Here is a 13,503-nt window from a genome sequence, read left to right on the forward strand (position 1 = left end):
GGAATCTGGACACATGTCAAACGCCAAATCTCTTGAACAACTAGAGCAAAAGCAAGACTTTATTCGTCGCCACATTGGCCCGAGCCCGGCTCAGGTGAGTGACATGCTTGCTGCGCTTGGAGTATCGAGTGTTGAAGAGCTGATCGGTCAGACAGTACCTAGCTCAATTTTGTTAGAGCAAGGCCTGCAAATTGGTGAAAGCCGTACCGAAGTAGAAACGCTGAGCTACCTGAAATCTGTAGCAAGCAAAAACAAGGTCTTCAAATCTTACATCGGTCAGGGTTACCACCCGACACACGTGCCAAACGTTATTTTACGTAACGTACTGGAAAACCCAGGTTGGTATACCGCATATACGCCGTATCAGCCAGAGATTGCACAAGGCCGCCTTGAGTCTTTGCTTAACTTCCAGACTATGACCATGGACATCACCGGCCTTGATCTGGCCAGTGCGTCATTGCTTGACGAATCAACCGCAGCAGCCGAAGCCATGGCACTGGCTAAGCGTGTTTCTAAAGCGAAAAAAGCGAACCTGTTCTTCATTGCTGAAGACGTTCACACACAAACCATCGACGTAGTCACAACCCGTGCCGAGCAGTTTGGTTTTGAAGTGATCGTTGGCCCGGCAAGCGATGCGGCAAACCACGAGATCTTTGGTGCCCTGTTCCAGTATCCAACTACGTCAGGTGAAGTGGTTGACATCACGGACATCATCGCACAAGTACAAAGCAAAAAAGCGATTGCCTGTGTGGCAGCCGACATCATGAGCTTAATGCTACTGAAAGCACCAGGTAAACTGGGCGCAGACGTGGTACTGGGTTCTGCACAGCGCTTTGGTGTTCCTATGGGTTACGGTGGTCCACACGCTGCGTTCTTCGCAACACGCGATGCATACAAGCGTTCACTGCCGGGTCGTATCATTGGTGTATCAAAAGACCGTTTAGGCAACGACGCACTGCGTATGGCAATGCAAACGCGCGAGCAGCACATCCGTCGCGAAAAAGCCAACTCAAACATCTGTACAGCGCAGGTACTGCTGGCCAACATGGCTGCATTCTATGCGGTGTACCACGGTCCACAGGGCCTGAAAACCATTGCCGAGCGCATTAACCGCTTCGCCAGCATTCTGGCAACCGGCCTGAAAGCCAAAGGCGTAGCACTGAAGCACGACACCTGGTTTGACACCATCACAGTGGTTGCCAACGACGCGGACAAAGACGCAGTAGTTGCGCGCGCCGTTGCAAACGAAGTGAACTTTGCCATCAACCACGCTGGCGAGTACTCAATTGCACTGAACGAAACCACCACCCGCGGGGACATCGCAGAACTGTTCGACATCATCCTGGGCGAAGGCCATGGTTTAGATGTAGCAGCACTGGACAGCGAAGTTGCTGCAAATGGCATCACAGGTATTCCGGCGAACCTGGTACGTGATGACGAAGTACTGACGCACGACAACTTCAACAGCTACCACAGCGAAACTGAGATGCTGCGTTACATCAAGCGTCTTGAGAACAAAGATTTGGCACTGAACCACTCTATGATCTCTCTGGGTTCTTGTACCATGAAGCTGAACGCGACCGCTGAGATGATCCCGGTTACCTGGCCTGAGTTCGCTGAACTACACCCGTTCTGCCCGTTAGAGCAGGCACAGGGTTATCAGGTAATGATGACTGAGCTGCACGACTGGCTGGTTAACATCACAGGCTACGACGCAGTATCACTACAACCTAACTCAGGTGCTCAGGGTGAATACGCGGGTCTTATCGCGATTCGTAAATACCACGAGTCACGTGGCGAAGGTCACCGTAACGTGTGTCTGATCCCAAGCTCTGCGCACGGTACTAACCCGGCGTCGGCGCAAATGGCCAGCATGAAAGTGGTTGTGGTTGGTTGTGACAGCGACGGTAACATTGATCTGGACGACTTGCGTGCGAAAGCCCAAGACGTATCAGAGAACCTGTCTTGTATCATGGTTACTTACCCGTCTACCCACGGTGTATACGAAGAAGCTATCCGTGAAGTATGTGAGATCGTTCACCAGCACGGCGGTCAGGTTTATATGGACGGCGCGAACATGAACGCACAGGTTGGCGTAACCAGCCCGGGCTCAATCGGCTCTGACGTATCGCACCTGAACCTGCACAAAACATTCTGTATCCCGCACGGTGGTGGTGGTCCGGGTGTTGGTCCTATCGGTGTTAAATCGCACCTTGCACCATTCATGCCTAACCACAGCGTGATTAAAGTCGCTGGCACCAACGAAGGTAACGGTGCAGTATCTGCGGCACCTTATGGCTCAGCTGCTATCCTGCCAATTTCATGGGCGTACATTGCCATGATGGGTAGCGAAGGCCTGAAGCAGGCAACTGAAATGGCCATCGTAAACGCCAACTACCTGACAGAGAAGCTAAGCAAGCACTACCCAATTTTATACCGTGGCCGCAACGACCGTGTTGCTCACGAATGTATTGTTGACTTGCGTCCGCTGAAAGAAGCAACCGGTATCACTGAAATGGATGTGGCCAAGCGCCTGCAAGACTATGGCTTCCACTCACCAACTATGTCATTCCCGGTTGCCGGTACTCTGATGGTTGAGCCGACGGAATCTGAGTCTAAGGTAGAAATCGACCGCTTTATCGAAGCTATGGTGTCTATCAAAGGCGAGATCGACAAGATTGCATCGGGCGAGTGGTCAATTGAAGACAACCCATTAGTATTTGCACCGCATACTCAGGCCGATGTACTAAGCAACGAGTGGGATCGCGCCTACGACCGCTTCTACGCAGCATTCCCGGTTGCATCAGTAGCTAAAGACAAGTTCTGGCCAACGGTAACCCGTATCGACGACGTATACGGCGACCGTAACCTTATTTGTTCTTGCCCGGCTGTCGAGACTTATGCTGAGTAACGAATTGTAGGTCGGGCTAATCCCCGACTTAGATTTTTGAAAACCGTCTTGAGAGATTAAGGCGGTTTTTTATTGTCTGCTATTTGATTCGCTGTGGGAGGTGAGAAATTGGACTTAACACTCCTTGGCCTCCTTGCTGGATAATATGCGTGTAAATTTGTGTTGTGTGGACGTCACTGTGGCCAAGTTGAGTTTGTATTGTTCTTATATCAGCGCCATTTTGCAGCTGGTGTGTCGCAAAAGAGTGCCGTAATGTATGCGGTGTTACCAGCTTACTGATCCCAGCTAAATACGCAGCTTTTCTTACTGTTCTTTGAACTTGCTTCTCATCAATGTGGTGTCGTCTGAGTTGTTTTGTTTCTGGGTCAACACTTAGCTTGTGACTCTGTTACTGTTACTGTTACTGTTACTGTTACTGTTACTGTTACTGTTACTATTCAAGCTGACAAATCAGCTAAAAACAAAGTGGTCTATGATACAGTACAAAATATAAAATCAATGGGTTATCAAGTGTCACAGTAACCCTAACAAGTTACTCAAAAGGACGCAAAACGCTTGGCTTGTGCTCATTCGTCGCCAATTTTAGCTAAGCATTTATGCGCTCATTAGTAAGGCGTTAGGTACCTAGGAAATATTGTGAATAACTGGAATCCGGTAGAAAAGTCATGGATTGATAACGATCTTGAAAATCAATTCTGGCTCCTTGATGAACCTCAACAACGCTTTTGGAACCTTATTAAGGTTATGCCTCAGAAATGGCAATTAACACCCATTGGCGACTTAGGCGGTGGTTTTTATGTCGTAGCTATATTTGGAAACCAAGTACTATATTTCAACGATATTGAAGAAGGTTACAATATTAGTGAGTTTAAAACTTTTGGTATCATCAATGATTATTTTTGTAACCAAAATGAACTTCATCATTCAATAAACTATCTGTACGATAAAGTGCGCATCGGTACCTAATGAGGCCGTTAAAAGGACGCGAAATAGCAGGCTTTTGCTCCTTCGTGGCTAATTTTAGCCTGCTATTTCGCGACGGTTAGGCAAGCGTTAGTTGCAAATGGAAGATTTGAGCATCAACCTATCTAAAGATGAAAAATCGCTACTTGTTGAGTTGACTGATTTTGGCAAGTCACTGCCTGAGCTTATATCAGACATTCACTCCGACTCACCCGCATTAAGTCTGGTTGAGAAGTATACGCTTGCAATAAACACAGTAACTTCCTTAATCTCAAAAGATTTGGTCTTGCTGTGTGAGCTAGATTGCTCATCGACTAAGCCATATTCAGCCAATACTACTAATAGCATTCCCTTGTCAGAGCTTTCGAGCTTCCTTAATGATCCATATAATTGGTCTGTATCTACATCCCGAGATGGGAAAAAGAGCTATGAACTAGCACCAACCGATCTGGGTGAAGAGCTACTCGACCAAATATTTGGTATAAGTAGTAGTAACTAACAAGGCAATTAAAGATCGCCGGCAAAAAAATGCCGGCTGGACGGCCAACACTCCGGTTGCTTTGTGTTGTCGCTTCTCTCCAAAATAACACAAAGCAGCCTACGTATTGGCCGCCCATTATTGCGGCGTTATGTGGTCAGGAAGGGTATGAGTTGCGATAAGTGCCAGAGTATAAAAAAGGTTATTAAAGTTCCAAGAGATCTTAAAGAGGCAATCTTACTGGCTAAGCTTAAAATTGAAGACGGAACTCTAAAATATTTAGGGGCTGGTGCTTACGGTGATCCTTTTAAACGTATCGCTTCAGGTCAAGGTTGGAGTGATTTCGTAAATAACTACTTCTCATGTTCATCCTGCTACCAAGTATTTAACCTACACGCTGAAACATATCACGGAAGCGGTGGTAAGTTGGAGGCAGTAGAAGAAATTCAAGGCGAGTTAAGCAATGATGTATATCCCACATAACAAGTTGCTCAAATTCGTTCGTAAACTCACTAGGAAAATTAACAGTTGGCTTGGCGCTTCGCGCAAGTTTAGTCAACCGTTAATTGTCCCTTAGCAAAGTGTTATATTTCAGTATGAGCATGGATAACGAAGAACTGATAAATCGACTTATTCCGATTTGGTATGCCCAACGAAAATGGGCAGAAGAATTGTTGCTTAGAGCTTTCGATCTAAAAAACATCGAAGACTTACCACGTGGGCGAAAACCAATTCCAGGCACAAACTGGATGTATGTAACTCACGGTATAGGCGTCGACGTCTACAAAACAAACGAGGTTGGCGGCATCGATTTCGACTTCGATAAAGCTGATCCAGACCCATGGAGGCTCAGAATCCTTTTTGAAAAACAGTACAACGATGGCAATCTAAGCTATTCTGATTACCGTCACTTGTTCGAGAATGAAGACCTAGCAGAAGAAGTTATCAAGAAGGTTCTGGGGCAGTGAAAGGGGGGGTGAATGGACATCCACCCTAAACTGGCGTACGTAAGGTACGCTGTCGGGAATTTTGGGAGACACCCACCGATATCTGTACCTTTTCTGTGGAGGGAAGTAACAACTTTGAATGGGTGTCTTTAATTTTCACTTTTTAGCCAAGCTTTTTGCGCCTGTTAGGCAAGCGTTAAGCCTCAAGAGAAGTCTAGGGACTGGAAGATTGAATAATAAACTACAAAAACCAACACTTAATCCCGTTGTAGCTTATGTAAAGTTAGGTGTTTTATTCTGGCTTACTTTATTAATTACATGGGTTGTTTTTTTTATTTCTGCTTTTATAAAATGGGAGGTTCCTGCTTCAGGAGCCGTAATGGTATGTGGTGCCTTAATAGCTGATGTACTTTATGATCAGTTTCTATGGCGTAAACTGCCATGTACCGACCATCAAGGCTGCTTTCCCATAAAAGAAGATAATGATTCTAAAAAGCCATATATTGCAAGTGATGAAATAATGCCGGCATGGAATGGTGAAGTTGGAGCTTTGCTTTCATTATCCAAAAGTGATGAAATTACAACTAAACAAAATAAGCCATGGCCTATGTGGCATTACTCAAAAGTTGTTCGGCGTGTCGAAAAGAAATTTTCTTATAGTATTATCGCTACAGCAATTATTGGCACACTAATTTGGGGCTATGCACATCTGTGGGTTTATTAGGCTTAACAAGGCCAAGCACTCTGAAAAATTACTCGCTGCGCTCCTAATTTTCAGGTGTTGGCGGCGTTAGCTTACTTTATGAACCTATGAGAACACTTTTACTCTTCGAACTTATTTTAGTAATGTTCCCTTCAACGGTTTTAGTTTTGGGAGACACCCACCGATATCTGTCTCCTTTTGTGGAGGAAAGTGGCAACTTTTTGGATGGGTGTCTTTGACTTTCTGGGGTTTTTGAAAGACATCCATTTTAATTTGTTAACGACAATTTTGGAAGACATCCACCATTGTCCGTAACTTTTTTAGCGGAGATCACATCAGAAATCATTTCTCTACATAGCATTTAGAAATTTACCAGCAAGATAACAGTATCCAGCACCCAAGAGCAGCGATCTCACCCAAAAAGTAGGGTGATAATCGAGCACTTTTCTATTGTCCTTCCTAAAAAACCGAGTCACAAAAATGAAACATAATTCACACTTGTAAAAGCAAATTTTGGAAGACACCCACCATTGTTCGTACCTTTTCTAGCGGAAATCACATCAGAAATCATTTCTTTACATAGCATTTAGAAATTTACCAGCAAGATAAAAGTATCCAGCACCCAAGAGCAGCAATCTCACCCAAAAAGTAGGGTGATAATCGAGCACTTTTCTATTGTCCTTCCTAAAAAAACTGAGTCACAAAAATGACACATAATTCACACTTGTAATGCAGTGTAATAGATGAGCTTAGTTTATTGATGTAATTTACGAAACGAATTGAAGGTCAGTATTCATGCTTTTTAGCGTCGTGTAATTAAACAATAGAAATTTGGAGTAAATTATGGGTTCACGAAAAGGGATCGTAAATTCAGCAATAGTCGCTTCCGTGGTGGCCGGCTCTATGGCCATGACTAGCCAAGTAAATGCTTTTGGCTGGGGTAGTATAGGTGACTTCTTTACAGACCCGATTGGAACTGTTGGCGGTGCCGTTACACAGGTAGCACAAGTGGTTAGGCATGTTACTAGCCCGGTGACAAATGTTGCAATTGATACACTTAGACATGGTGCAAACGTTGTGAATGATGCAACTAACTTGGTTGGTGTTGACTCCACAGCTATTACTGATAAAGCTATATCACTCGCTCAGCAAATGGCCACTTTAGACAACATGGGAACATTTGTCGCTGACCAACAACAAAAGCTTGCTGCACTTGAACACTTTGCGACTGTTGCTGTGACCAACGCACACTACCATGGTCAATTAGAAGCATTGGTCGATGGCGTCAATGAAAACAACGTAGAGCTTGCAAAAAACATCGTGTACAGCCTAATAAAAGACATTGACTACGATATGTTAAAACTCGTCGTAGATCAGGTTAAAACATATGACGGTGCACAGTCTTTGATGTTTATGGTGAATAAAGGTAATTTAGGAGTAGGGGTGGCTGTTGACGTTCATGAACTGGAGCGTATTAAGTATGGCCATCATTCTAACCGCCACGAACCAATCATGAGCTTTTTTGTTCAGGCTGTGAACCCAGCAACGCCGAATAACCAACTAAAATTTTCTGTTGGTTACCATAAGAATCCTCCTTTGCAGGTATCAGGAAATAGTGTAAGCCTATCAAGTACGGTTAAGAAGATGAAAGTCAGCCTTGCATTTGCATCGTTGAATAGCAGTGACTTCCTTGCTTTGGTTGATGTACAAGCTTTGCGAAACCAACATAAAATGACCGCTGTCGGCGTCAGTGCAAATCCTGTTAGCTTGCAAGCAGGGAGCACATCAAGACAAGTTGTATTCAAAGAATGTCAAAACGGTAGATTACAAGCGAACGGAGTAGATTGTAATCAACAAGGTTTGTCTATTAGTGAACTGACCGGTGTCTACGCCATGGACCAACACACAGCGCTTGGTGGTGTGTCATTTACATTTAAGTCATCTGGTATAGTGGATGGTATGTACTGTGTACAAACAGTCGAACCCGCAGATCCACATACCTGGCAAGACAATTACTTCTGCTCATCAGAAGACATTGGCATGAAATGGTCTTTTGCTGGCCCAATCGATGGCATGCGCTGTACGCAGATCATTGAGTTGGCAGACCCGCATACATGGCAAGACAACTATCTATGTTTACCTAATGACTCAGACTATTTATTCTCTTGGAATAGTGCTGGTAAAGGTAATATGAAAAATACGGTAAGATGGCTTGAAGCCGCAGATCCACATACTTGGAATGACAACTACCTGGGCATTGAAAAATACGTAGAGTTGAAAATATTCGATAAGTGTTTAGATATTAATGGGTACCATCCAAGCAATGGTCAAGACATCATACTGTACGATTGTCACACTGGTGCAAACCAGAAATGGCTATTCACTACCGATGGTAAAGTGAGAAGTAAAATGAACTATAACAAGTGCCTTGATTATAGAAACTCAGCGACGAGCAATGGCGAAAAACTGATGATTTGGGATTGTAACACCAGCCCGACACAACAGTTTGAATATATTAATGGCCAATTAAAAACTGTATTGCAACCATCTCGTTGTGTCGATTCTCCACAGCCACATAACTTCACAAGAACACACTTGTGGGATTGTCCTGTGTTAACTCAACACAATCATGTAGTTGTTTCAAAATAATAAACATACTCTCTGCTGGGAAGTGAAAAGGAGGGTGAATGGACATCCACCCTAAACTGGCGTGCGGAATGCACGCCGTCTACCTTTAGGTAATGCTCAATGGATTGAGGGTAATGGAATATGCCAACAGCAAGGAAGCGGCAGGTTAGCCTATCGGATACCAAATACTACCACTGTATATCCCGGTGTGTTCGCCGGGCATTTCTGTGCGGCAAAGACCGCGTCACGGGCATGTCTTATGAACATCGGCGAGACTGGGTTGAGGAGAAATTGCTAACCCTAGTTAAGGTGTTTTGCATTGATGTGTGTGGCTACGCAGTTATGAGCAATCATACACATATTGTACTGTATGTAGATGATAAGAAAGCACAAAGGATATCAGATAGAGCAATCGTTCTTCGCTGGCATAAACTGTTTAAAGGCAACTGGCTGACGCACAAATTCATTAGTGGTGATGAGCTGAGTGCATCCGAGTACAGTATGCTGGCGGATGATATTGCTGAATTCAGACACCGCCTAGCGAGTATCAGCTGGTTTATGCGGGTGCTCAATGAAGACATTGCCCGCAGGGCCAATAAAGAAGATGGTTGCAAAGGTCGGTTTTGGGAAGGGCGATTTAAGTCACAAGCCTTGCTGGATGAAGCGGCGCTGGCAGCGTGCCTGGCTTATGTTGACCTGAACCCAGTCAGAGCCAAAATGGCAGAGACACCGGAAACGTCAGACTACACCAGCATTAAAAAGCGTATTGAGCATGTACAGGAAGGTAAGCAACCAAAAAGCCTACTGCGCTTTGCAGGTAACCCAAGAAAGCACATGCCTAAAGGGCTGCCGTTTGAGCTGACTTATTATATTCAACTGGTTGAGTTAACAGGCCGATGCATGCGTGCAGATAAGCGGGGTTACATCAGCGATAGTCAGCCACTGCTGACACGATTGCAAATAGAGCCGGATAGCTGGCTCAAACTGACTACGCAGTTTACGAAGGTCTTTCATGGCGCGGTAGGGCGAAAGCAAGCGATGACAGATTACTGTGAGCATCTTCACAAAAGGCGACGAGCCAATTTGACTCAGTGCGAGCGGTTACTGGGTTAACACTTTTATTTTAGTACCTTTTCAATTCATCCAAGCTCAGGCTTGGGTATGTTCTCGTATTGTCCAAATCTGATTATTTACCAGCATTTCATACTTAAACTTACAGGTTTCACTATTGGAAGTTTCTAGGAAGCGTAGCATTCAGTAGTCTTGCATTTCGACTTTGAAATTGTCTAGACATTCCGTCTGGATTTTTGGGTGGGTGTCGCTTCAAACGCTTTTCTTTTTTGAAATGCCACTATATTCTGTTGTTTCAGGTGTTGTTGTAGTAACAGCGTGTTTTTTCTTTCAAAAAACTAAATCTCGGAGTTAGCTGCTGTATAACAAGTTACTTAAAAGGACGCAAAACGCTTGGCTTGTGCTCCTTCGTCGCTAATTTTAGCCAAGCATTTATGCGTCCATTAGTAAGGCGTTATAGCGCTTAGGAGTTTACAGTGCAGAACGAATGGGAGTGCATTGCATGTGGCTCTAAAAATAATGGTTCAGAGCAGGTATGTAGTAACTGTGGTGTAGCTAATGAAAAACTGTCTTCTGAGCGCAAAGCTGCAGGTGTATTGAATAAGATGGGAAGTAAAATTAAGTTTAAGTTTGAATGTGTTAAGTGCCAACATACGGAGTTTGAGGTGGGTGAACTCCGAGGTAAAGGAGGGTTGTTTTCTTCAATTTTCCAATTCAATAATAAACGCTTTTACCATATTAGCTGCAAGTCTTGTGGTTACAGCGAGTTCTATAAACGTGACTTAAGTAGCAGAGAAAAGGCCATAGATCTATTCACAGGATAGCGCGCCATAACAAAGCAAATTAAAAGTGCGGACAAAAAACAGTTGGCTTTGTTCGTACCTCACTATTTTTTGCCGCTTATTTGCGGCGTTAGGTGCTATCGGTAATGGAACCAATACTAGAAATTGGAATTCAGGCATGCCGAAGGTTATATATAAAACCTTCCGAATCTTCATATCCAATGATTTATCGGGAAGCAGCAGAAATTAGCAGGGACAACTCAAAAAAATGCTTACTAGGCGGTCCGAAAAGAAGCTGGTCGTTTGCCCAATGGTTTATCCACATATTGCACGTTGTGAATAAATCAGGTGCAGATTTGCAAATTACAAAAGACACTAAGTGGGTTAACGCTTCAGAAGAGATAAAGTTAGAAATAAAAGGAGTTTTTGATGAGCAACACACCTAACAAGGCGCTCAAGGCACTCGCTGGGAGCAAAACAACAGGCGCCTTCGGCTATTTTGTCATGTGTTTCGCCCCCTTAGCTTAAAGTTAGAGTTTTCATGAAATATTTAGCATTAGTCATGGCATTAGTTTCTTTTGATACTTTTTCAAGTATGCCAACTAATGGAACAAAGGTTATTATTTCAGGAATAATAGTGCTTTCGGAAGTTCATGTTGAAGGTAAGCTTATAAAGTTTAAAGCCATTAAGCTTGAACAAAAACAGTGTTTTAAAGCTGATGGTGTTATCTCTGATAAAGAACAATGTCTAGGTACATTGCAACTTGTTACTCCAAATACTATTAGCTTAAGTTTGGGACAAAGGTATTCTTTAGTTGGCGATGCGTTTCATTGGCATACAGCACACCATCATACAAAAGTATTGTTTAGTGTAAGCTCTGCCAAAAAACTCTAACAAGCGCATTATGAGCGGAATCAAAAAGCTTGGCTTGGTTCGTACCTCATCAATTATAGCCAAGCATTTCGTTCCGCATATGCGGACGTTATACATTAAGGAAAGTTTAGTGAAAGCCTCAGCAATAAAAGTAGCACTTAAAGATTTAATAAATAAAACAAATGCCACTCAAGAGTTGTTTGATAAGCCTTACCCGGGTTTTACAAAATCTGAAAACCTTGAGTTAATCTCTAGGCAATATTCAATGCTAAAAGGTCATTTAGAATTTCAGAAGTGTGAAGCTGAGTTGAGAGAACGAAAGAATTCACTTTCTTTGGACGAAGAAGCATTTTGGCTACCTGCGATCACGGAGGCATATTTAAACTTAAGGGAGCGTAAAGGGTCAAAAAATGAAGCTAAGCTAGGTATTTGCTTGTATGACTGCTCATTTATTTTAACTCACTATTACAATCAAATTGATGTATAACAAGTGTCTAAACCAATGGGCGCAAAACAGCAGGTTTGCGCTCATTCTTCGCTTAGTTTAGCCTGCTATTTTCCGTCTTTTATTAAGATATTATGTGAACTGGGGATGTTAAATGGATTTACTAGATGAAGAAACGATTTCTTTTTTAACTCATGAAGAGAAGTTGGAATATTATAAAGCACAATCAGAGGTTTCTAAGTTCGCACCCAAGTTAAGCTTTGATGAAGGTTCGAAGTCAGAAAAAGAGATGCTAAGAGAGGCAAAAGCGTATGAAAAAATGGTCAGAAAAAAGTTGGCTCCCTTTTTGAAAATCGCATTAGATAGGAAAAATAACTCACTAAAACCAACTGTTGCGAGTAAATTAAAAGCCAAGCTCAAAATTTACCTGACAGCTTTAAGTGCCATCATTGCTTTTCTTTTTATCAAGAATGTATTTTTTTAAGCAATGTTCACATCAAAATCACGGACACTCATCTATAATTGTTTCTTTTATGGGTAGGTTCAACTTTGAAATGGTGTCTTTGATTTTTACTCATGCGATAAAGAGAAATTTATGGATTGGTTCCAGATTATTCCTTCATCAATGTCGGCTGTTGCTTCAGTAGCTGCTGCTGTCGCTGCTATCGCGTCTTGGCGTGTAAGTCGCAGAGCAACTTCAATTGCGGAGTCGACAGCATTGGCTACACACCACAGCGCCGCAACTCATGCTTATGTTCATGAAGTAAAACAACTAAGTGCGCTTGTGTCAGAATTAGAAAAATTGATATTTGAAATTACCTCAACATGGTCCAGGCAGATTCAAGGGTTTGATAAACGAGAGCTTGGTGGTATCGATCCTCGGCCTCTTAGGCATGTTTTGCACAATGGCTATGAACTATTGGCTGTCTTTGCCTTGGAGTATAAAAACCAAGTAGGGATGGCCAGTCGTGAGATATTCTCCCCCATTATAAACGGAATGGGTTCAATAAATGATAATGAATACAATAAGCTGTTGCAGAGAGTGGATGGCACAAGCTACAGCTTTGAAGCTATTTTAGGTTCACCTTCAAAGTCAAAGGGCATTATTTCTGCGCCGGCATTTAGGTGGGTCTATTACCAATTATTAAGAAGAGTTGAGAGCCAGGATTGGAGCCGTGTATGGAAAGAAGCATGGTTTGAAAATGGCTATTTGAATCAATACAAGTCTGAATTCGCGAAAATTAAGCCTAAATTAATCGAATCAAGAAAGCGACTAAGAAACGAGAAAGAAAAACTCATACATACGGCCTTTCCAATAGAGAAAAACCTCGACTTATCAGGACAATACAACCAACTATTAGGGGCGTTAGATTGTCTAATAGAAGATTGTGACTCTGAACTAATTGAAGGCTACAAAAACTGGGATTACAGCGAAGAGCAATGTTTATTGATCTTGTGCTCTATGGGGCTGGTTAGCTTTGCAGCAAAACAAGTCGATGTAATTCAATGTGCTAGTAGGTTCTAAGCATACATCGGAAATTTTGAGAGACACTCATCGGTGGCTGTATCTTTTTTGGTAGGCCCCACCTGGAATGGTTGCCTTTGATTTTTAGCCCTTTCTCTTTGGCTCCCGACACAGATTTTGATTTGAAAACCGCCCTAAAAGATTGAGGCGGTTTTTTAATGCCCATTATATGATTC

At 43.1% G+C, this 13,503-nt stretch carries 14 protein-coding genes and 1 pseudogene; 14 read left to right on the forward strand and 1 reads right to left on the reverse strand.

What is annotated here, in order from left to right; translation table 11 throughout:
* Nucleotides 1–13 precede the first annotated feature (13 nt).
* Nucleotides 14–2,911, forward strand: a complete 2,898-nt coding sequence (gcvP, locus tag PRUB_RS20365) for an aminomethyl-transferring glycine dehydrogenase (RefSeq protein WP_010385243.1) — start codon at nucleotides 14–16, stop codon at nucleotides 2,909–2,911.
* A gap of 79 nt (nucleotides 2,912–2,990) precedes the next feature.
* Here the strand turns inward: gcvP and PRUB_RS20370 are convergent.
* Nucleotides 2,991–3,296: pseudogene (locus tag PRUB_RS20370) on the reverse strand (tyrosine-type recombinase/integrase); the annotation flags it as partial.
* A 251-nt stretch (nucleotides 3,297–3,547) separates the two neighbouring features.
* Here PRUB_RS20370 and PRUB_RS20375 point away from each other — a divergent pair.
* The 13 genes from PRUB_RS20375 (at nucleotide 3,548) to PRUB_RS20435 (ending at nucleotide 13,327) form a co-directional block, all read left to right on the forward strand.
* Nucleotides 3,548–3,877 (forward strand): hypothetical protein, encoded by a 330-nt coding sequence (locus PRUB_RS20375; protein ID WP_010385242.1) that lies wholly within the window; start codon nucleotides 3,548–3,550, stop codon nucleotides 3,875–3,877.
* A gap of 97 nt (nucleotides 3,878–3,974) precedes the next feature.
* A complete protein-coding gene (locus PRUB_RS20380; protein ID WP_010385241.1) occupies nucleotides 3,975–4,373 on the forward strand; it encodes a hypothetical protein in 399 nt (132 codons plus the stop codon).
* 147 nt (nucleotides 4,374–4,520) lie between these two features.
* Nucleotides 4,521–4,835, forward strand: a complete 315-nt coding sequence (locus PRUB_RS20385; protein ID WP_010385240.1) for a hypothetical protein — start codon at nucleotides 4,521–4,523, stop codon at nucleotides 4,833–4,835.
* 119 nt (nucleotides 4,836–4,954) lie between these two features.
* On the forward strand, nucleotides 4,955–5,320 hold the full coding sequence (locus tag PRUB_RS20390; RefSeq protein WP_040644723.1) for a DUF6896 domain-containing protein: 366 nt from the start codon (nucleotides 4,955–4,957) through the stop codon (nucleotides 5,318–5,320).
* Between the two features lie 118 nt (nucleotides 5,321–5,438).
* Nucleotides 5,439–6,023 (forward strand): hypothetical protein, encoded by a 585-nt coding sequence (locus PRUB_RS20395; protein ID WP_010385237.1) that lies wholly within the window; start codon nucleotides 5,439–5,441, stop codon nucleotides 6,021–6,023.
* 822 nt (nucleotides 6,024–6,845) lie between these two features.
* Nucleotides 6,846–8,651: an RICIN domain-containing protein gene (locus PRUB_RS20400; protein WP_010385236.1), complete on the forward strand. Its 1,806-nt coding sequence runs from the start codon at nucleotides 6,846–6,848 to the stop codon at nucleotides 8,649–8,651.
* A 120-nt stretch (nucleotides 8,652–8,771) separates the two neighbouring features.
* Nucleotides 8,772–9,743 (forward strand): hypothetical protein, encoded by a 972-nt coding sequence (locus PRUB_RS20405; protein ID WP_040644703.1) that lies wholly within the window; start codon nucleotides 8,772–8,774, stop codon nucleotides 9,741–9,743.
* A 434-nt stretch (nucleotides 9,744–10,177) separates the two neighbouring features.
* On the forward strand, nucleotides 10,178–10,525 hold the full coding sequence (locus PRUB_RS20410) for a zinc ribbon domain-containing protein (RefSeq protein ID WP_010385234.1): 348 nt from the start codon (nucleotides 10,178–10,180) through the stop codon (nucleotides 10,523–10,525).
* A 104-nt stretch (nucleotides 10,526–10,629) separates the two neighbouring features.
* Nucleotides 10,630–10,929, forward strand: coding sequence for a hypothetical protein (locus tag PRUB_RS20415; RefSeq protein WP_010385232.1), 300 nt, complete (start codon nucleotides 10,630–10,632; stop codon nucleotides 10,927–10,929).
* Nucleotides 10,930–11,024: 95 nt separating this feature from the next.
* Entirely contained in the window at nucleotides 11,025–11,378 is a 354-nt protein-coding gene (locus tag PRUB_RS20420) for a DUF4431 domain-containing protein (protein WP_010385230.1), read from the forward strand.
* 109 nt (nucleotides 11,379–11,487) lie between these two features.
* Nucleotides 11,488–11,844 (forward strand): hypothetical protein, encoded by a 357-nt coding sequence (locus tag PRUB_RS20425; protein ID WP_010385229.1) that lies wholly within the window; start codon nucleotides 11,488–11,490, stop codon nucleotides 11,842–11,844.
* 112 nt (nucleotides 11,845–11,956) lie between these two features.
* Nucleotides 11,957–12,286 carry a hypothetical protein gene (locus PRUB_RS20430; protein WP_010385228.1) on the forward strand — a complete coding sequence of 110 codons (330 nt, stop codon included), beginning with the start codon at nucleotides 11,957–11,959 and terminating at the stop codon, nucleotides 12,284–12,286.
* Nucleotides 12,287–12,397: 111 nt separating this feature from the next.
* A complete protein-coding gene (locus PRUB_RS20435; RefSeq protein WP_010385227.1) occupies nucleotides 12,398–13,327 on the forward strand; it encodes a hypothetical protein in 930 nt (309 codons plus the stop codon).
* The last annotated feature ends 176 nt before the right edge of the window (nucleotides 13,328–13,503 follow it).

The sequence above is a fragment of the Pseudoalteromonas rubra genome, from assembly GCF_000238295.3.
GTDB classification, from domain to species: Bacteria; Pseudomonadota; Gammaproteobacteria; order Enterobacterales; family Alteromonadaceae; genus Pseudoalteromonas; species Pseudoalteromonas rubra.

Excerpts from the sequence above, each read along its gene's own strand:
- PRUB_RS20405 (WP_040644703.1), top strand. The coding sequence starts at position 8,772 with ATGCCAACAGCAAGGAAGCGGCAGGTTAGCCTATCGGATACCAAATAC.
- PRUB_RS20420 (WP_010385230.1), top strand. The coding sequence starts at position 11,025 with ATGAAATATTTAGCATTAGTCATGGCATTAGTTTCTTTTGATACTTTT.
- PRUB_RS20400 (WP_010385236.1), top strand. The coding sequence starts at position 6,846 with ATGGGTTCACGAAAAGGGATCGTAAATTCAGCAATAGTCGCTTCCGTG.
- PRUB_RS20380 (WP_010385241.1), top strand. The coding sequence starts at position 3,975 with ATGGAAGATTTGAGCATCAACCTATCTAAAGATGAAAAATCGCTACTT.
- PRUB_RS20430 (WP_010385228.1), top strand. The coding sequence starts at position 11,957 with ATGGATTTACTAGATGAAGAAACGATTTCTTTTTTAACTCATGAAGAG.
- PRUB_RS20390 (WP_040644723.1), top strand. The coding sequence starts at position 4,955 with ATGGATAACGAAGAACTGATAAATCGACTTATTCCGATTTGGTATGCC.
- PRUB_RS20395 (WP_010385237.1), top strand. The coding sequence starts at position 5,439 with ATGGGTGTCTTTAATTTTCACTTTTTAGCCAAGCTTTTTGCGCCTGTT.
- PRUB_RS20385 (WP_010385240.1), top strand. The coding sequence starts at position 4,521 with ATGAGTTGCGATAAGTGCCAGAGTATAAAAAAGGTTATTAAAGTTCCA.
- PRUB_RS20415 (WP_010385232.1), top strand. The coding sequence starts at position 10,630 with ATGGAACCAATACTAGAAATTGGAATTCAGGCATGCCGAAGGTTATAT.
- PRUB_RS20435 (WP_010385227.1), top strand. The coding sequence starts at position 12,398 with ATGGATTGGTTCCAGATTATTCCTTCATCAATGTCGGCTGTTGCTTCA.
- gcvP (WP_010385243.1), top strand. The coding sequence starts at position 14 with ATGTCAAACGCCAAATCTCTTGAACAACTAGAGCAAAAGCAAGACTTT.